Raw genomic sequence first — 17,426 nt, forward strand, 5'->3', positions numbered from 1 at the left:
TTAGCGCCTCCTGGTACCGAAGACGGAAGAGAAACGCGTGGCGCCATGCGACGGCGCATTGGGTCGCGGCGGCGAGGGTGGTGCCGGCGGAGGAGGCGGTGGCGGCTCACGGGTCGCGGCCGGTGCGCGGTCATATGTCGTGCGCTGCTGGGCCGGGGCGGCGGCCATCGGCGCATGCGTCTCGCGCGGCGTCAGCGGGACGGCTGCGCGGAGACCGCCGCCATCCTTGCGCGACGACATCTGCCTGAACTCCTCGCGCAGCGGCCATTTCGCTTTCTCGGCGGCGACCTGCACGCATTCGATCAGCGCCGTGTTCTTGGCCTCGCGGCGATGCGCCTTCATGTCGCCGTCGCGATACGCATTGAGGATGCGGAACTCCATCGGGTCCATGCCGACGAGATGCGCGAGCTTGTCCATCTGGCATTCGATGGCGAAGTCCATGGCCGTGACGCCGAAGCCGCGCATCGCGGTCGCCGGCGTCCGGTTGGTGAAGACGCAATAGACGTCGCCATGGACATTGGGGATCGTGTAGGGACCGGGCAGATGCGCGGCGCATTTCACGGCGGCGTAGCTCGACAGCCGCGTGTAGGCGCCGCTGTCGAAATAGGCGCGCACCTTGCGTGCGACGACGCGGCCATCACGCATCACGCCATCCTTGATGTAGATGCGCTCGGCGCCGCGCGGCGGGCCATATTGCATTTCCTCCTCGCGCCCGAACAGATAGCGCACCGGGCGTCCCGTCAGCATCGCGCCGAGGATGCACAGCGGCTCGGTCAGCGTATCGACCTTGCCGCCGAACCCGCCGCCCACGGTGCCGCCGATGAAATGGAAGGTGTTGGACGGCATATCGAGGATCTTTGCGCAGGTATCGACCGAGAAGAACAGCGCCTGCGTCGAGGTGTAGACGATGTAGCGGCCATTGGTGTCGGGCGCTGCGATCGAGCCGTTGGTCTCGGTCGGCGCGTGCTCGATCGGCGACATCTGGTAGCGCTGCTCCAGCACATGGTCGGCGGAGGCGAGCGCATGGTCGGCATCGCCGAAGCGCAGCTGCTGGCGATCATAGGTCTCGTGATAGGTGAAAGTGTTCTTGGGATAGACCTCGTTGACGACGGGCGCGCCCGGCTTCAGCGCGTCCTCGACGTCGAACACCGCCGGCAGCACCTCGTAGTCGATCTTGACCTTTGCGATGGCCTCATAGGCCTCGCGCGGGCTGTCGGCGACGATGGCGACGATGGGCTCGCCCTTGTAGCGCACCTTGTCGACTGCAAGCGACGGCTCGTCGTCCTTGCCGAAATTGATCAGGCTGAGCAGCGTGTTCAGGTTGCGTGGCACGTCAGAGGCGCGGATGACGCGACGCACGCCCTGCGACCGCTCGGCCTCAGACGTGTCGATGCGGCGCAGCCTTGCATGCGAATGCGCGCTGCGCACCACCTTCAAATGCAGCATGCCCTGCAGATTATGGTCGTTGAAATAGGGCGAGGTACCGGTGACATGGCCGAGCATGTCCTGGCGCTGCGTGCCTTTGCCGATTTCCTTGAGATTGTCGTCGCGCTCGTCGGCGAACAGGTCCTTGCGCAGTTCCAGCATGGTGTTGTTCCTCTACGCGCGAGCCCGGCCGCCGGATGCGGCGGCGAGCACGGCGTTGATGATCGGCTCATAGCCGGTGCAGCGGCAGATATTGCCCGAGATCGCCTCGACCACCTCGGCGCGGCTCGGCTGCGGATTGCGGTCGAGCAGCGCTTTTGCGGCCATCAGCATGCCCGGCGTGCAATAGCCGCACTGCGCGGCGAAATTATCGGCGAAGGCGCGCTGCAGCGGATGCAGGTTGGGGCCGTCCTTGATGCCGTCGAGCGTCTCGACCGAGCGGCCGGCGACCGTCTCGGCCAGCGTCAGGCAAGACAGATGCAACTCGCCGTCAACAAGCACGCTGCACGTGCCGCAGCCGCCCTGGCCGCAACCGAATTTCGGCGTCATGTCGCCGATCAGCTCGCGCAGCGCGACCAGGAGATTGGTGCCGCCGTCGACGAAGATCGCGACGTCGCGGCCGTTATGGCGGAATTGCAGGGGAGTTTTCGCCATCGTGCTCTATTCCTGACCGGACAACAGGCGCTTCAGATGCACGCCGACGATCTCGCGGCGATACCAGGCGCTGGCGATTGCATTGTCGCCGGGCGAGGTGCCTTCGACAGCGGCTGCGGCGGCCGCGTTGATCGTGGATGCATCGAGAGCGCGCCCTTCCAGCGCGCGCTCGGCGGCGCGGGCGCGGATCGGGGTCGGCGCCATCGAGCCGAGCGCGATGCGCGCGCCGACAACGCGGCTGCCGTTGACCGGTAAATGCGCGGCCAACGTGATCACGGCGCCACCTTTCGGCTTGATCCGTGCGATCTTGCGGTAACGGAAGGCCTCGGAGTTGCCGGGCTTCGCGAAAGAGATCGCGAGCACCAGCGCGCCGGCCTGCCGGTCGCGCGATTGCAGGAATTCCTCCAGCGCGATCTCACGGCCGCCAAGGCCGCCCTGGACCGATACGACAGCATCGAGCGCCAGCATCGCGACGGTGAAGTCGCCATACGGAACGGGCGCGAACAGGTTGCCGCCGATGGTGCCCATGTTGCGCACCGCCGGTCCGCCGATCGAGCGGGCCGCGGCATGCAGGAAAGCAAGCTCGCGCTCGGCGAGGATGCGCGCATAGGTGACGCCGGCGCCGAGCATGATCCGCGCGCCCGAGGTGTCGATCCTCGTCATCGCCTGGTCGCTTGCGCGCACGATGGTCGAGATCGAGATATCCCCCTCGTTCAGCGCCCGCATCACCAGCGTGCCGCCGCCGAGATAGCGCGCGCCGCGATCCGACGACAGCGCCGCCGCCGCGTCATGGGTGCTGGTGAAGGTCTTCACCGTGATGGGCATGATGTCTTTCTCCGCTTACGCGGCCTCCTTCAGATGCCGGCGGATCGCCTCGAAACCGGCTTGATAGATGTCTTCCGCAACCATCTGCGTGATGCGATCCATGTCCTCCGGCCGGGTCGAGAAGCGCGATTCCCAGTGCCAGAAGGTGCGGTCGCCATCGGTGACCGGCAGCAGACGGACATGCGCCACATAGTTGAACATCGGGATCGGCGTATCGAGCAGGCAGTAGCTGAACGACTGCTCCAGATCGGACAGCGCCAGCAATTGCTCGCGCAGTTCGGCACCGTCCTTCAGCTTGAATCGCCTGACACAACCAACCTTGTCCGAAGATTGCGCGCGCTCGATCGCGCTGGTCGCGACCGCAGGATGCCAGCGGTCGTGGCCATTGAAATCGCGCAGCACGGCCCACGCCGCGTCGGTCGATGCGTCCAGGATCGTGCTTTTGACGATATGCGGCACGGCTACAATCCAACATCTGACGTTTGCACCGATATTGGCGCGCGCATCACCTCTCCCCAACGGGGAGAGGTCGCGCCGGAGGCGCGGGTGAGGGGGCTCAGGTCTCTCGATAGACCGCAACCCCTCACCCGGATCGCATCTGGCGATGCGATCCGACCTCTCCCACAAGGGGAGAGGTGGACCGTCTGCGTGGCTGTGAGTGATCGATGCATCCGTCAGCCTCCAAATGCCCGCTTCAGGGCGTCGAAGCCGCCCTGGAACACGCCGCCGCCGATATTGTTGACCAGCTCCGCCTCCCGCTCCTGGGCGCAATCGAACTCCGCCGTCCATTCCATGAAGGTCTGGTCGCCGTCGGTGACCGGAGTCAGCCGCAAGGTCGCGACGTAGTTCTCGACGCCCATCGGCGATTCCAGGATCGAGTAGGTGCAGAACATGTCGTAGTCGGAGAGCCCGAGCAGCTTCTCCCTGATCCGGTCGCCATTGCGCAGCCGGAAATCCCTGACGCAGCCGATCTTGTCCGAGGGCTCGCCGCCCTCGATGCGGCTTTCGGCGATCGCGGGATGCCAGTTCGGCAGGCCGTTGAAGTCGCGCACCCGGGCCCAGACGCGGTCGTTGCGGGCGTTGACGACAGTGGAGACGTAGACTCGTGCCATGGCGTCAGCTCAGTCCTTCTTGCGCGGCGTACGCTCGGGGCGCGCTGGCTCGCCGCCGCCTTCGGGCGCGGCCGGCTTGGCTTCGCCGCCGCTCTTGCGCGCGGAGTCCTTGATGCCCTGCATGTCGCGGGCCTCGCGGATCAGGCCGGGCATTTTGGCGAGGCTGCCGCCCTCGACGCCGATGTCGGAGAGGATCGAATCGATCAGCGGCGCCTGCACGCGATAGCGCAGCGCGGAGTCGATCACCTCGTCGGTGGCGCTGCGGCCGCTGCCATTGCCATGGCCGTTGCCGTTGAGCCCATCGACCTGGAGGATGCGGATGCCCTCGATCTTCTCCATCGGCTTGACGCTCTCGCGCACGATGCCCTCGATGCGGTCGAGCAGCTTGCGGCGGAACAGCGAGTAGCGCGCCTGGTCGGTCAGCACGTTCTCGGCTTCGTTGAGCAGGCGTTGCGCCTCAGCCTCGACCGTGGCGCGGACACGCTCGGCCCCGGCCGCGATCCTGGTCTCCTCGGCCTGCTTCTCGGCGAGCAGCACCTCGACGGTCTTGCGCCGTTTTGCGATCTCGCTCTCCCGGGCGGTCACGACGCGCTCGGCCGCTTCAGTGGCATGCATCCGCGCTTCCTCGGCCGCGGCGCGCGCTGCGGACTCTTCCAGCGATTTCTGATGGATCGCAATAGCCTTCTCCATCAGCGTGGTCTCGACGTCCCTCTCGCGGTTGACCTCGAGCTTGCGCAGCTCGCGTTCACGGCCGACCCTGGCCTCGTCGAGGCCGCGGTCCGAAGCAATACGCGCGCGCTCGACCTCCTCGCGCGCGGCGATCTCGGCCTCCTGCAGCGACTGGTTGCGCGAGACTTCGAGCTGCTCGATGGAACGGCGCCGCGCGATCCGAGCCGCCTCCAATGCCTGCTCACGCGAGACGTCGGTGGTCTCGACTTCCTTGCGGGCCACGATCTCGGCCTGCTTGACCTGCCGATCGGCGTCGATCCGTTCCGAGCGCTTGGCGGCGAGCGCGATCACGCGTTCCTCGTCGGCGAGCTCGATCGCCTTCTTCTGGTCGATGTTCAGCACCTCGCGGGTCCGGGAGGAGGCGATCCGCTCGCTCTCCAGCGTCAACTCGACATCGATGCGCTGCCGCTCGATCGCGTCGCGGCGCTTCAGCTCGGCGGCCTCGATCGCCTCGGTGCGCTTGATCTCGAGCCCGCGGGTCTCCTGCTCGGCGCGAATGCGCTGCGCGGCGACGGATTTCTCCTGTGCAATGCGCGCCGCCTCGATCGCTTCGCGCGCGGCGATATCGGCTTCCTCGATCGTGCGGGTGCGCGCGATCTCGAGCGCCCGGACGTGTTCCTCCTGCGCGATCCGCGACGCTTCGGTGGCGTCGCGCGCCGTAATCCCCGCGATCTCGACGGCCTGGTTGCGTTCGATTTCGAGCTTGCGCGTGGTGTGATCGGCGCTGATGCGCTCGGCGGCGAGCGTCTTCTCTCGGGTGATGCGCGCTGTTTCGACCGCCTTCTGCGCCTCGATCTCGGCCTCCTGGATGGTGCGGACCTGATGGATTTCCAGCGCGCGGGTGCGTTCGTCGGAGGAAATCCGCTCGACATTGACTGTCATGGTCTGAGCGATGCGTGCCTTCTCGGTCGCCTCGCGGGCAGCGATCTCGGCCTCCTCGACGGCGCGGGTGCGCTCGATCTCGCGCCGGCGGGTCTCTTCCTCGTTGGCGATGCGGGCGTCGGTGACGACGCGATCCTGCTGGATGCGCGCCTTCTCGATCGATTCGCGGGCGGCGATCTCGGCTTCCTCGACCGTGCGCATCCGCTCGATCTCGCGCTGGCGAACCTCGCGCTCCGAAGCAATGCGCGTGGTGTCGACCGCGCGCTGGTTGGCGATCCTGGCCTTCTCGATCTCCTCGCGCGCCAGCAGCTCCTTTTCTTCCACCGCGCGGGTCCGCTCGATCTCCCGGTGCCGGGTCTCGCGTTCGGAGGCTATCCGCGCCTCGGTGATGGCTTGCTCATTGGCGATGCGGGCCTTCTCGATGGTTTCGCGCGCGGTGATCTGGGCCTGTTCGGCCTCGGTCTCGCGCAGCGCGCGTTCGCGGGCGACCTCGGTGCGTTGCAGGGCGCGGCGCATCTCGATGTCGCGTTCCTGCTCCAGGCGCGCGGTCTCGCTCTCGCGCTCGATGTCCAGCGCCTGCCGCTCGGCCTCGAGGTTGCGGGTGCGGATCTTGATCATCGAGTCCTGTTCGATGTCGTTGCGCAGCTTGCGCCTGGCCTCGATGTCCTCCATCAGGCGGGTCAAGCCTTCGGCGTCGAAACGGTTCGAAGGATTGAAATATTCGAGGTCGGTCTGATCGAGGTCGGTGATCGCGACCGATTCCAGCTCGAGACCGTTCTGCGCCAGCGCTTCCGCGGCGTTGGCCTTGACGCGCGCGACATAGTCGCCGCGCTGCTCATGCATCTGCTCCATGGTCATTTCGGAGGCGACCGAGCGGATCGCGGAGATGAACTTGCCGGAGAGCAAGGTGTGCAGCTGCTCGGGCTCCATGGTGCGGCGGCCGAGCGTGGCGGCGGCGATCGACACCGCTTCGCGAGTCGGCTGGACGCGGACGTAAAAATCGGCCTCGATGTCCACGCGCATGCGGTCGCGGGTGATCACGGCGTCCTGCCGGGAGCGCACGATCCCCATCGGCAGCACGTTCATGTTGACCGGCGTGGTGTCGTGGATGAACGGTAGCACGAAGGCGCCGCCGTTGATCACCACGCGTTCGCCGAGGAAGCCGGTGCGGACGAAGGAGACCTCCTTCGATGAGCGGTGGTACAGCCAGTTCACGACATAGACGATGATGATGATCGCGACGATTGCGACGATGAGCCAGAGGATCAATTCACCTGCCAGCATCCCCGACATATCTTCCTCCCTTGGTCACAGCGCGTTAGCGCGCGCCGATCGCCTTGAATTTACGAACCTGATCCGTCAGTGCCCGCTCCACCGGCAGGCGCTCCATCGAGGAGGCGCCGTAGAAGCCGTGGCAGTTGCGGGTCTGCTTCATGATGAAATCGGCATCGGCGGGGTCGGCGATCGGACCGCCATGCGCGAGCACGATGATGTCGGAATTGACCGCGAGCGCGGCCTCGGCCCAGGCCTCGATCCGGGCAGGGCAGTCGGCGAGCTTCAGCGCGGTCTGCGCGCCGATCGTGCCGCCGGTGGTCAGGCCCATGTGGCAGACGATGATGTCGGCGCCGGCGATCGCCATCGCGGCGGCTTCCTGCTCGCTGAACACGTAGGGCGTGGTCAGCATGTCCTTGTCATGGGCCTTGGCGATCATGTCGATCTCGAGTGCATAGGACATCCCCGTTTCCTCCAAGTTGGCGCGGAAGGTGCCGTCGATCAGGCCGACGGTCGGGAAATTCTGCACGCCGGCGAAGCCGAGCGCCTTGATCTGGTCCAGGAACAGATCCATGTCGCGGAACGGATCGGTGCCGTTGACCCCGGCAAGTACCGGCGTCTTGCTTACGACCGGCAGCACTTCGCCGGCCATCTCGACCACGATGGCGTTGGCGTCGCCATAGGGCATCAGGCCGGCAAGGGAGCCGCGGCCGGCCATGCGGTAGCGGCCGGAATTGTAGATCACGATCAGGTCGACGCCGCCGGCCTCTTCGCATTTTGCGGAGAGGCCGGTGCCGGCGCCGCCGCCGACGATCGGCTCGCCGCGCGCGACCATGTCGCGAAATCTCTTCAGCAGCGCCGCGCGTTCAAACCTGGCCATGGGTCACCTCGCCACTCTCCGCCGACCACCGGCGCGTCCGAGCAAAGGACGGAACGCGCTGACGATGGCGGCGGTGAACTCGGGATCGTTGATGTTGCGCTTGATGCGGATGATCTGTCGGTTGCTGGTTTGGCGCACGGTGCGCTCCAGCGCGCCGAACAGCGCCGCGTCGGCATCGGGGTCCCAGAACGGCTGGCCAGGCGCATCGAGCGCGGAGACGCCGCCTTCGGGGAGGAAGAAGCGCACGATGCCGTCCATCTGGTTCAGCCTGTCGCCGATCCAGCGGCCGATCCGCTCGTTTTCGTCCGGCGTCGTCCGCATCAGGGTGACCTGCGGATTGTGGACGTGGAATTTACGCTGCCGGTAGCGTTCGGGGATGGTGTCCGGCGCACCGAAGTTGACCATGTCGAGCGCGCCGACCGAACCGACATAGGGCACGCGGCTGCGGATGATGGCACCGAAGCGGTCGTCGGTCGCCGGGAATACGCCGCCCATCAGGAGGTCGCAGACTTCGGTCGTGGTGAGATCGATCACGCCGGCGATCTGGCCGGACTCGACCAGCTTCTCCATCGAGCGGCCGCCGACGCCAGTGGCGTGGAACACCAGGCATTCGAAGTCCTCGCGCAAGTCGGCTGCCATCTTCTGGACGGCCGGCGTCGTCACACCGAACATTGTGATGCCGATCGCGGGCAGGCCGGAGCCTGCGTTACGCGGCTTGCTCGACTGTTCATCGAGCCGCGCCTTGACCATGCCGACCAGCGCGTTGGCGCCGTTGCCGAGCACCGTGCGCGAGATCGCGTTGAGGCCCTGCACGTCGGTCACGGAATACATCATGGTGATGTCGGCCGGGCCGACATAGGGACCGACATCCCCGGAGGCGACCGAGGAAATGATGAGCTTCGGCACGCCGACCGGCAGCGCGCGCATCGCCGGCGCGACCAGCGACGCACCGCCCGACCCGCCGGCCGAGATGATTCCCGCGATATTGCCCTGACGGCGCAGCCATCGTTCGAATGCCTCCGCCATCGCGGTGACCGAGGCGCCGCGATCGCTGCCGAACACGCCCGAGCCGCCACGGCCATGATTCAGCGCGATCTCCTGCGCCGTGACATCGCAGCTCGCCGCCTTGCCGCTGGTCGAGACATCGACCAGGCGCGTGCGCAGTCCGCTGCCCGCAATGATGTCGCGGATGAAGCGCAGCTCGGCGCCCTTGGTGTCGAGCGTGCCAACGACCAGCACGACGGGTGGCCCCGACGTCCTCGATGCCACAGGCTCGCTCGTTCGGCGATTTGTCCCGTCCAACCGCGTGACACCCGCGGATTGCGTCCGTGCCGCCGCCTCGATCCGGGCGATCGGCACCGGTCGCGACCAGCGCGTCGGGAGCACGGGATTGGAGACGTAGATGCGGACCGGGCCCTTGCGTTCGGGTTGCGGGCCGCCGGCGGCGTCAGTCTTCGCCGGTCGGACCTCGACGTCGGTCTCGTCGCTGCCATGCGTGCCGACGCCGAGCAGCCGCTGCTGCAACTCGCGGTCGGCGGCAAGGCGCGCGGAGTCGATGATGCGGTTGATACGGCCATTGACCATGATCGCGACGTTCTGCGACACAGCCGTCGCCACGCCGATATTCTGCTCGATGACCAGGACCGAGATGTCGCCTTCGTCGCCGAGCCGCAGCAGCATCTCCTCGACCTGCGCCACGATGACGGGCGCCAGCCCCTCGGTCGGCTCGTCCATGATCAAGAGCTGCGGGTTGGTCAGCAGCGCGCGCGCGATCGCGAGCATTTGCTGCTCGCCGCCGGAAAGCTGGCTGCCGCCGTGACCCTTGCGCTCGGCGAGCCGCGGGAAGGTGTCGTAGATGCGTTCGGCCGTCCAGGCGCCGCGCCGCAGGCCGCCGGCAAGTGCGAGATGCTCGTCGACGGTGAGCGAGCGCCACAGCCGCCGGCCTTGCGGCACATAGCCGACGCCGAGCCGGGCGATCCGCGCCGGAGGTTGCCGCGTTACCTCTTCGCCTCGGATCCGGATCGAGCCGGCGCTGACACGAACCAGGCCCATGATCGCCTTGCACAGGGTGGTCTTGCCCATGCCGTTGCGGCCGACCACCGAGAACACGCCGGAAGAGAGCGTGAGGTCGACGCCCTGCAGCGCGTGCGAATGCCCGTAATAGACATCGAGGCCCTTCACCTCGAGCGCGGGAGCTGTGCGGCGGTCATTCATGGCCGCCTCCGAGATAGAGCTCCTGCACCTCGGGATCGGTCTCGATCTCGCGCGGAGGGCCTTCCTTGAAGATGCGGCCGTTGTGCATCATCGTCACGCTCTCGACCACGCGCAGCGCGACGTCCATGTCATGCTCGATGATGATGTAGCCGATATGCGCCGGCAGCGAGGTCAGGATCTCGATCAACTCGCGGCGCTCGGTCGGCGACAATCCTGCCGCCGGCTCGTCGAACAGGATGAAGCGTGGCGCGCCGGCGAGCGCCAGCGCAATCTCCAGCTGGCGTTGCTGGCCGTGGGCGAGCTCGGCAACGCGTTGGTCCTTCACGGCGGTGAGATGCACGGCTTGAACCAGCGTCTCGGTCGCGTGCATCAGCGCGTCGTTCTGGCCGGGGCGGAGGAACGAGAAGCGGCCGCGCGAGACGCCACGGCAGGCGAGGTAGACGTTGTCCTGTACCGTGAGGCCGGGGAACAACGCCGAGATCTGGTAGGTGCGGCGCAGGCCGCGGCGGATCCGTTCGTAAGGCGGGAACTGGGTGATGTCCTCGCCGAAGAAGCGGATGGTGCCGGATGAGGGCGGGAAGTCGCCGGTGATGCAGTTGAACAGCGTGGTCTTGCCGGCGCCGTTGGAGCCGAGCACCGCGCGCCGCTCGCCGGGACGGACGGTGATAGTGACGTCGGTCAGCGCCGCCAGCGCGCCGAACAGCCGCGTCACGCCGCGCAGCTCCAAGGCCGCACCGGCGCCGACCGCGGACAGTCGCTGTGCGACGCTATCCATGGCGGCCTCCGCGTGAGCGCGTTGCAGAGGAGGTGTTGCGGCGGCGCCAGCGTTCCCACAGGCCGATCACGCCGTCGGACGACCAGAACACGATGGCGAGGAAGCCGAGCCCGATCAGCAGCCGGAAGCGATTGCCGTCGAGCCCCACCTTGACCAGCAGGTCGATCGCAAATGTCCGCAGCAGGACGAAGATCAAGGCACCGATGAACGGGCCGATCGGCCGCGTGATGCCGCCGACCACGGCGATGATCAGGACGTCGATGCAGGCGTTGACGCTGACCGAGCCCGGCGAGATTTGCCGGTAGTTCCAGACCTGCAGCACCCCTCCGAGCGCGGCGATGAAGGCGGCGAAGGCATAGGCTGCGATGCGGTGCGCATTGGGATTGAAGCCGAGCGCGGCCATGCGGCGCGAATTGTCGCGCACGCCTTGCAGCGCGAGGCCGAACGGGGCGCGCGAGATGTACTGGACCGCGAAGTAGCAGATCGCGGCGACGCTGAGCGTCACGTAGTAGAAGGCGATATCTGCGCGCCAGTCGACACCCCAGAAATGCGGCGTCGCGATCGTGTTCATGCCGGTATGGCCGTTGAAGATCGCCCAGTTCTGGTTGGTGAAATAGTAGAACGCCGCGCCGATCGCCAGCGTGATCATGATGGTGTAGATGCCCTCGGTGCGCACCGCGAGCGCGCCGCCGAGCGTGCCGAACAGCGTCGCCAGCGCCAGCGCCATCGGGGTCGCCAGCCACCATGGCCAGCCCAGGCTGATATTCGCGTTGCCGCTGACGCCGAACACCGCGACCATGTAGCCGGCAAAACCGGCGATGGTGAGCTGCATCAGGCTGACCATGCCGCCATAGCCGGCGAGGAACATCAGGCTGAGCGCGATGATGCCGAGGATCAGCGTGGTGGCGAAGATCTCGATCAGGAAGAAGCCGTTGGCGATGACAGGCATGATCACGAGGATCAGCGCCACCAGCCATGCCGCCGGGTTCTGGAACTCCGGCCAGGCGCGGATGAAGGCGCGGCGCGCCGTTGATGCGGTGGCGTCGGGGCGAAGCTGGGTGCTCTGCAACAGCGACATTCATCGCCTCGCGAGCAGGCCCTGCGGCCGCACTGCCAGCACCAGCACCATGATCAGGAAGGTGACGACGATGGCGTAGGTCGGGATGTAGACCGAGCCGAGCTGTTCGGCGAGGCCGATGATGACGGCGCCGAGTGCCGCCCCCGGGATCGAGCCCATGCCGCCGACGATCACGACCACCAGCGAGGCGAGCAGGAAGCGGGTGTCCTCGCCTGGCGACAGCGACTGGAAGGTGCCGCCGACGACGCCGGCGATGCCGGCCAATCCAGCGCCGAGCGCGAACACCAGCACGAAGACGAGCTGGATCCGCACGCCTGTCGCCGCCAGGATGTCGCGGTCGTCGACGCCGGCGCGCACGATCATGCCGATCCGGGTGCGGTTGAGCGCGAGCCACATCGCGACGCCGATCACGACGGAGGCGGCGAAGATCACCAGCCGCACCAGCGGATATTGCAGATAGACCGGCTCGCCGGAGGATTTCACCGCCGTGAGCAGCGGCAGCTGTACCGGGCCGATCAGCCAGCTAGGGGTCTGGATCTGGTAGAAGTCGCCGCCGAACACCCACAGCATCAGGTCGGCGAACACGATCGACAGACCGATCGTCACCATGGTTTGCCTGAGGTCCTGGCCCTCCATGCGGCGGAACACGGCAAGCTGCAGGATCACGCCGAGCGCCGCCACCGCGATGAAGGCGACGATGAAGCTCAGGATCCACGACCCGGTCCAGGTGCTGATGGCGTAGCCGATATAGCCGCCGAACAGATAGAGCGAGCCGTGCGCGAGGTTGACGTTGCGCATCAGGCCGAAGATCAGCGTGAAGCCGCTCGCCACCAGGAAATACAGCCCGCCGAGCGTGATGCCGTTGAGCACCGCGTTGAGGAACACGCGCTTGCGGCCGATCGCGGCTTCCAGCCCCGGCGGCCAGATCGCGAACACGAGCCACAGCAGCACCGCGATCGCGATGATTGCGATCAGCGCCCAGGCCGGATGGCGTTCGATGAAGGAGGCCATCTCCGTCGCGTTCCCTCGAGCCGCGACCGTCTGCCGGGTCGCGTATCTCCCATCCTATCGAGGGCGAGCGGGCCTGATTTGATCGAGAGTATCTTTTATCGTTCCGGAACCCGCTTACGGCCGCAACACCTTGGCGGCGCGGCGATAGTCGGTCGGGGCCATGCCGACATTGGCGGCGAAGAAGCGGGTGAATCCGCTCTGCGAGGAGAAGCCGAGGTCGAAGCCGATATCGGCGATCGGCGATTCCGTCGCGACCAGTGCATCCAGCGCCTGCTCCATGATCAACGTGTTCATGTAGAGGTGTGGTGTGACGCCGGTCTGGGTGCGGAACAGCCGGTAGAAATGCGGCCGCGACAGGCCGGCTTCGCGCGCGATCGCGTCGAGCTCGATCTCGGCGCCGGGGCTTTCCGACATCAGCTTGATCGACTTGCGGACCCGGAAATCGGTGACCGCAGCCGTCGCCCGCGCCTCGGCTGCCGCCTGCCAGCTCTCCTCGTAGCAGGAATCGATCAGTTGCCGCAGCTCGCAATCGAGGCTGCGCAGCGATGGCGCGCCGCACACCAGCGCTGCGGTGCGGCGGATCAATTTGTCGAGCGCCGCGGTGCGGGGAAAGAAGGTGCGGCCGAACCGCATGGCTTGCGTATTGGCGCCGGCGGGCGCGAACCATTCGGCGTTGACATAGAGCACGAAGAAGATCGCGCCGTGGTCGATGTCGGCCGGCAGAAAATTGTGCGGCTCCCATGGGTTGACCGCGACCACGGTATCATCCTTGAGCAGCCAGCGCTGCTCGGAGACGTCGATCTGCGCCGGCGTACCGCCGACATGAAAGATCAGGTGCCCTTCGCGGTGCGCATGCACGTTGAAGGGACGGTTCAACTGATAGACCGTCGCGCGGCCGAACCGGCCGTGGAAGACGGCAAGCGCCCTGCTCATGCCTCCCCTCCCGCGGGATGTTCTTGTCTTTTCGACAAGCGTTCAACATCCGCCCGCGGAAAGCAAGGGCGAGCAAGGCACCTGACGCAACCTTGTCACGGCCGGCTGCCCGCACTGCAACAAATACGTCAGTACTTCTTGCACTCCGGAACCGTGCGGCTCGGCAGCCCGATCTTGGCGAATACCGCCGGATCGTAGCCCAGCGTCTGGTTGACGTTCGGGATCACCTTGACGACCTTGGAGAACAGCGCGCCCTTGCCGTCATCGACCACTTCGGTGACGAAATTGGTGCCGATCGCCTGGCGGTTGGAGTCGAGCTTGATCTTGCCGTTCGGCGCGTCGATCTCGATCTTGGCCAGCGCGTCCTTCAGCTTGGCCTGGTTGTTGGAGAGATCGCCATTGACCTGGCGCAGCGCCAGGATCAGCGCCATCGTCGAGTCATAGTAGTTGGTGGCGAGCAGCGACGGGCTCGGGAAACGCTTCTCCGGCGGGAAGGCGTCCTGATAGGCCTTGACGAATTTCTGCCAGGCCGGGTCGTCCCAGGTGTCGGCCTGGCCGCTCGCCGCGAGCGTGCCGACCAGCGCGTTCTTGGCGCTGCCTTTCGACGACAGGATGGTCTGGTCGATCATGATCGAGCCCCCCATCAGATGCGCCTTGCCGCCGGCCTGCTGGTACTGGTTGAGGAAGTTGACGGCGTCGGCGCCGCCGAGGCCGAGATAGATCGCGTCGACATCGTCGGGCAGTGCTGCGATCACCGAGGCAAAATCCTTGGTGCCGAGCGGCACCCATTGCCGGCTCGTCACCTGGCCGCCGGCGCCGCAGAATTCCAGCACCAGGCCGAACACCTGGGTGTAGATGAAGGAATAATCCTCGCCGACGGTTGCGATCTTGCGATAGCCCTTGGTCTCATAGGCGTATTTACCGAGGCCCACCTGCCACTGCGCGCCATCCATGTTGTAGCGGAAGAAGTTCGGCGCCGGATCGACATAGGTCGTCTCCTGCGCGCCGGAGGCGGCGTTGACGAAAGTCAGCTCCGGATGCGTCTTGGCGAAATTCTTCACCGCGATGCCCTCGTCGCCGGACAGCGGTGAGAGCAGGATCTGCACCTTGTCCTGCTCGATCAGCTTGCGCACCGCACGCACCGCGGAGTCCGGCGTCGCGTCGGTCGAGGCGACCACGAATTCGAGTTCCTTGTCGCCGATCTTCTTGCCGAGCACGTTGAGCGCGGTCTGGAAGCCGCGCATGCCGTCCTCGCCGAGCACGGTGTAGGTGCCTTCGAGCGTGGCGGTGACGCCGACCTTGATCTTCTCCTGCGCCGACGCCGTGCCCGATAGCAACAGGCTCAACGCGATCAGTCCCACACTGCGTTTCAACATCGCTCTCCTCCCTGGCGTTTTTCTTGGCGTTGTCGCCGGCCTGCGTTTGGGCGCGGGCGTTCGGCTATTGCGCGCAAGGCTAGCCGATGGCGAGCGGATCGCGGATGTCGTCGCCCGTCACCGGCTTGACGGGTAGTCTCATTTTGATTGTTGCGCCGCAGCGGGATCAGCGACGCTATGCCGCTGACATCGTCGGCATTCGCAGGACGCCAGCAATGCTTTCTCTGCATCGATCGATAGCCATTCGCTTTTGGCGCGACTGCGGTTGCCTCGCTATCATCGGCTGAACAAGACAAGCCGCAAGAAAAACTGAAGGAGGCCCCATGATCGGATCGATACGCGCGTTCGCCGTCGCATTGCCGCTTGCGCTAGTGGCGATCCTGGCCGGAGGTGGAGCGGGAATGGCCGATACGTATGTCTATGTCGCCAACGCCGACAGCAACGACATCAATGTCTTCCGTCTCGCGCCCGAGACCGGCGAGATGGTTCCGGTGCAGACCGCCGCTTTCACCGGCGTCGAGAAGCCCGGCGCGTCGACGCCGCTCGCGATCAGTCCGGACCACCGCATCCTGATCGCCGGCGTGCGCTCGCAACCTTATCAGGCGGTGAGCTTTGCGATCGACCCGAACAGCGGCATGCTCAAGCATATCGGCAACGGACCGCTCGCCGACAGCATGGCGAACATCGCGATGGACCGCACCGGCAAGGTGCTGTTCAGCGCGTCCTATGGCGGTAACAAGGTCGCGGTCAATCCGATCCAGACGGGCGGCGTGGTCGGCGCGCCGAGCCAGGTAATCCCGACCGGACTGAACGCCCATGCCATCCTGCCCGATCCCGCCAATCGCTTCGTGTTCGCCACCAATCTCGGCTCCGATCAGGTGCTGAGCTTCCGCTTCGACGCTGCGCGCGGCGCGCTCACCGCGAACGATCCGCCGGCCATCAAGGTCCTGGAGAAGTCTGGGCCGCGGCACTTCGTGTTTCATCCGAACGGCAGGTTCGTCTATCTGGTCCATGAGCTGAACGGCGACGTCGCCGCCTTCAGCTATGACGGAGGTGCCGGCACATGGCAGGAGATCCAGCGCACCACGGCGCTGCCGTCCGGCTTCAGCGGCAAGCCGTGGGCCGCCGACATCCATCTCACGCCCGATGGGCGGTTCCTCTATGCGTCCGAGCGCGGCTCCGACACGATCGCCGCCTTCAAGGTCGATGCCGCGACCGGGAAGCTGACGACGATCGGAAGCGTGCCGACCGAGCGACAGCCGCGCGGCTTCAACATCGATCCGTCCGGGCGCTATCTCGCCGCGGTCGGCGAACTGTCCGACGGAATAACGGTCTATCGCATCGATCCGGCCAGCGGCGCGCTGACCAGGCTGAAATCCTATCCGGTCGGGAAAAAGCCGAACTGGGTGGAGTTTGTCAGCCTGCCGTGATGGGCCTGTTTTTTTGTCGTCCCGGCGCAACTTGTTCGATGTCGTCACCCGCGAAGACGGGTGATCCAGTATTCCAGAGGCAGGAGTGCTTGAGCCGAGAGGCCGCGGCGTACTGGGTCGCCCGATTAAATCGGGCGATGACAGTTGTAGGTGGGGATACAGCTTCGCGTTCTCGCGACATGAATTGTCCGAGTCTTGCTGTTCGTTCCGCCCTCTCATTTCGCAGAGGGCGCAGGGAAAGCCGGGTGCCGATTGCACCCATGGGTCCCGTGCAACAAAAAGCACGGGAGTAGGACCACAGGTGTAACCGGGAACAACCCGGCTTTCCCTGCGCGATGGGTTACGGCTTATACGTGCTCGCCCCGGCGAGACTGGGCTTTTGTGTCACCGCGCCCAGCAAGAAGGCTTCGCCTTCTGCCAGGGGACATCTGCCACTAGGACGTCAGGCCTGCACGATTTCGCCGTCCGCCTCGCATGCTGTCGTCACTGGCACGCGAACCGTCCACCGCATCTCACACCGCGTCTGTGACGATGCGCAGCGCCCCTCGATCGGGTGAGACGGGGACACCATACATCGAACCGGTGTTCGGATAAAGAGAATTATATTTATCCGAAGGGCTTGCGCCGTCGGGCAACTCAGTGATAGCGGCGCCGCCTCACGACTTCGTGGAAGCGGAGAGCCCAGCGCCTGCTTGCGATCGGCCAACCTAGCGAGTTCCAATGACACCGGCGTCACCCAATCAGGTGACGCAGAGACGCGCTGACGAAGTATTCTCGGCGTCGCCATAGGTTTGCTCACAAGCGAACACGCCGTGTGAATGGGATCATAA

General features: G+C 65.9%; 14 protein-coding genes. 1 reads left to right on the top strand and 13 read right to left on the bottom strand.

Annotated elements, in window-relative coordinates; translation table 11 throughout:
* The 13 genes from IC762_RS07745 to IC762_RS07805 all read right to left on the bottom strand — a co-directional run bounded on the left by IC762_RS07745 (position 1) and on the right by IC762_RS07805 (position 15,166).
* Entirely contained in the window at positions 1-1,587 is a 1,587-nt protein-coding gene (locus tag IC762_RS07745) for a xanthine dehydrogenase family protein molybdopterin-binding subunit (RefSeq protein WP_195788231.1), read from the bottom strand.
* Between the two features lie 12 nt (positions 1,588-1,599).
* Complete coding sequence (locus tag IC762_RS07750; RefSeq protein WP_195788232.1) at positions 1,600-2,079, bottom strand: (2Fe-2S)-binding protein; 480 nt, start codon at positions 2,077-2,079, stop codon at positions 1,600-1,602.
* Between the two features lie 6 nt (positions 2,080-2,085).
* The gene (locus IC762_RS07755; protein WP_195788233.1) at positions 2,086-2,904 is read right to left on the bottom strand and encodes an FAD binding domain-containing protein; all 819 of its coding nucleotides are present in this window, start codon (positions 2,902-2,904) and stop codon (positions 2,086-2,088) included.
* Positions 2,905-2,919: 15 nt separating this feature from the next.
* Positions 2,920-3,363, bottom strand: coding sequence for an SRPBCC family protein (locus IC762_RS07760; RefSeq protein WP_195788234.1), 444 nt, complete (start codon positions 3,361-3,363; stop codon positions 2,920-2,922).
* A 215-nt stretch (positions 3,364-3,578) separates the two neighbouring features.
* Entirely contained in the window at positions 3,579-4,016 is a 438-nt protein-coding gene (locus IC762_RS07765) for an SRPBCC family protein (protein ID WP_195788235.1), read from the bottom strand.
* A 9-nt stretch (positions 4,017-4,025) separates the two neighbouring features.
* Positions 4,026-6,920, bottom strand: coding sequence for a flotillin family protein (locus IC762_RS07770; RefSeq protein ID WP_195788236.1), 2,895 nt, complete (start codon positions 6,918-6,920; stop codon positions 4,026-4,028).
* Between the two features lie 25 nt (positions 6,921-6,945).
* On the bottom strand, positions 6,946-7,779 hold the full coding sequence (locus IC762_RS07775; RefSeq protein ID WP_195788237.1) for a phosphoenolpyruvate hydrolase family protein: 834 nt from the start codon (positions 7,777-7,779) through the stop codon (positions 6,946-6,948).
* Positions 7,780-7,782: 3 nt separating this feature from the next.
* Positions 7,783-9,993, bottom strand: coding sequence for an ABC transporter permease (locus tag IC762_RS07780; protein ID WP_195788238.1), 2,211 nt, complete (start codon positions 9,991-9,993; stop codon positions 7,783-7,785).
* Positions 9,986-10,768, bottom strand: coding sequence for an ABC transporter ATP-binding protein (locus tag IC762_RS07785; protein ID WP_195788239.1), 783 nt, complete (start codon positions 10,766-10,768; stop codon positions 9,986-9,988). Before IC762_RS07785 ends, IC762_RS07780 begins: the two co-directional genes overlap by 8 nt.
* A complete protein-coding gene (locus IC762_RS07790; protein WP_195788240.1) occupies positions 10,761-11,846 on the bottom strand; it encodes a branched-chain amino acid ABC transporter permease in 1,086 nt (361 codons plus the stop codon). Before IC762_RS07790 ends, IC762_RS07785 begins: the two co-directional genes overlap by 8 nt.
* The gene (locus tag IC762_RS07795) at positions 11,847-12,857 is read right to left on the bottom strand and encodes a branched-chain amino acid ABC transporter permease (protein WP_195788241.1); all 1,011 of its coding nucleotides are present in this window, start codon (positions 12,855-12,857) and stop codon (positions 11,847-11,849) included.
* A 114-nt stretch (positions 12,858-12,971) separates the two neighbouring features.
* Positions 12,972-13,790, bottom strand: a complete 819-nt coding sequence (locus IC762_RS07800; RefSeq protein WP_195788242.1) for an AraC family transcriptional regulator — start codon at positions 13,788-13,790, stop codon at positions 12,972-12,974.
* A 128-nt stretch (positions 13,791-13,918) separates the two neighbouring features.
* A complete protein-coding gene (locus IC762_RS07805; protein WP_195788243.1) occupies positions 13,919-15,166 on the bottom strand; it encodes an ABC transporter substrate-binding protein in 1,248 nt (415 codons plus the stop codon).
* A 323-nt stretch (positions 15,167-15,489) separates the two neighbouring features.
* Between IC762_RS07805 and IC762_RS07810 the strand changes: the two genes are divergently transcribed.
* Complete coding sequence (locus IC762_RS07810) at positions 15,490-16,596, top strand: lactonase family protein (protein ID WP_246801466.1); 1,107 nt, start codon at positions 15,490-15,492, stop codon at positions 16,594-16,596.
* Positions 16,597-17,426: the final 830 nt, after the last annotated feature.

Source organism: Bradyrhizobium genosp. L, from assembly GCF_015624485.1.
Taxonomy (GTDB): Bacteria; Pseudomonadota; Alphaproteobacteria; order Rhizobiales; family Xanthobacteraceae; genus Bradyrhizobium.

Excerpts from the sequence above, each read along its gene's own strand:
- IC762_RS07745 (WP_195788231.1), bottom strand. The coding sequence starts at position 1,587 with ATGCTGGAACTGCGCAAGGACCTGTTCGCCGACGAGCGCGACGACAAT.
- IC762_RS07750 (WP_195788232.1), bottom strand. The coding sequence starts at position 2,079 with ATGGCGAAAACTCCCCTGCAATTCCGCCATAACGGCCGCGACGTCGCG.
- IC762_RS07755 (WP_195788233.1), bottom strand. The coding sequence starts at position 2,904 with ATGCCCATCACGGTGAAGACCTTCACCAGCACCCATGACGCGGCGGCG.
- IC762_RS07765 (WP_195788235.1), bottom strand. The coding sequence starts at position 4,016 with ATGGCACGAGTCTACGTCTCCACTGTCGTCAACGCCCGCAACGACCGC.
- IC762_RS07770 (WP_195788236.1), bottom strand. The coding sequence starts at position 6,920 with ATGTCGGGGATGCTGGCAGGTGAATTGATCCTCTGGCTCATCGTCGCA.
- IC762_RS07775 (WP_195788237.1), bottom strand. The coding sequence starts at position 7,779 with ATGGCCAGGTTTGAACGCGCGGCGCTGCTGAAGAGATTTCGCGACATG.
- IC762_RS07780 (WP_195788238.1), bottom strand. The coding sequence starts at position 9,993 with ATGAATGACCGCCGCACAGCTCCCGCGCTCGAGGTGAAGGGCCTCGAT.
- IC762_RS07785 (WP_195788239.1), bottom strand. The coding sequence starts at position 10,768 with ATGGATAGCGTCGCACAGCGACTGTCCGCGGTCGGCGCCGGTGCGGCC.
- IC762_RS07790 (WP_195788240.1), bottom strand. The coding sequence starts at position 11,846 with ATGTCGCTGTTGCAGAGCACCCAGCTTCGCCCCGACGCCACCGCATCA.
- IC762_RS07795 (WP_195788241.1), bottom strand. The coding sequence starts at position 12,857 with ATGGCCTCCTTCATCGAACGCCATCCGGCCTGGGCGCTGATCGCAATC.
- IC762_RS07800 (WP_195788242.1), bottom strand. The coding sequence starts at position 13,790 with ATGAGCAGGGCGCTTGCCGTCTTCCACGGCCGGTTCGGCCGCGCGACG.
- IC762_RS07805 (WP_195788243.1), bottom strand. The coding sequence starts at position 15,166 with ATGTTGAAACGCAGTGTGGGACTGATCGCGTTGAGCCTGTTGCTATCG.
- IC762_RS07810 (WP_246801466.1), top strand. The coding sequence starts at position 15,490 with ATGATCGGATCGATACGCGCGTTCGCCGTCGCATTGCCGCTTGCGCTA.